The organism is Burkholderia sp. 9779_493, assembly GCF_015712215.1.
In the GTDB taxonomy this organism is placed as follows: domain Bacteria; phylum Pseudomonadota; class Gammaproteobacteria; order Burkholderiales; family Burkholderiaceae; genus Burkholderia; species Burkholderia cenocepacia.
Genome location: NZ_JACCQA010000111.1, coordinates 1 through 454, shown reverse-complemented (window position 1 = coordinate 454; position 454 = coordinate 1). Strand labels below are relative to the sequence as shown.

2 pseudogenes are annotated in these 454 nt (G+C 48.9%); both read right to left on the bottom strand.

Going from position 1 to position 454, the window contains the following annotated elements:
- Positions 1–258 (bottom strand): annotated as a pseudogene (locus tag H0X95_RS35725) (polyamine ABC transporter substrate-binding protein); the annotation flags it as partial.
- Positions 255–454: pseudogene (locus H0X95_RS35720) on the bottom strand (putrescine ABC transporter permease PotI); the annotation flags it as partial. The pseudogenes H0X95_RS35725 and H0X95_RS35720, both read right to left, overlap by 4 nt.

Genomic DNA, 454 nt, shown 5'->3' with positions numbered 1-454 from the left:
GTAATAGGTTGAAGGAACCACCAGGTCATAGGCACCGTCTTTGTACGTTTTCAGCTTGGCATACATGGTTTCGTTCGACTCGTAAGTCGAATAGATAACCTTAATACCGGTTTCTTTGGTGAACTGTTCAAGCAGTCCTGGCGGCACGTACTCGGTCCAGTTGTAGAAATACAGCGTGTTGTTGTCATCGGCGTGAGCGGCGCTCATGCCCAGTGCCAGAGCACCCGCCGCGAGCAGGTGGCGTGACCATTTTTTCATTTAACGTCCCCTGTGTTACCTTTCGTTTTATCACGAGCAATAAGCTGGCTGGCAATAACCATCACCAGCGACAGCACCAGTAATATGGTTGCCAGCGCGTTAACTTCCGGCGATACGCCGACTTTGACCATCGAATAAATTTTTAACGGCAGAATTTCATAACTTGGTCCGGTGACGAACGAAGAAACTACCACAT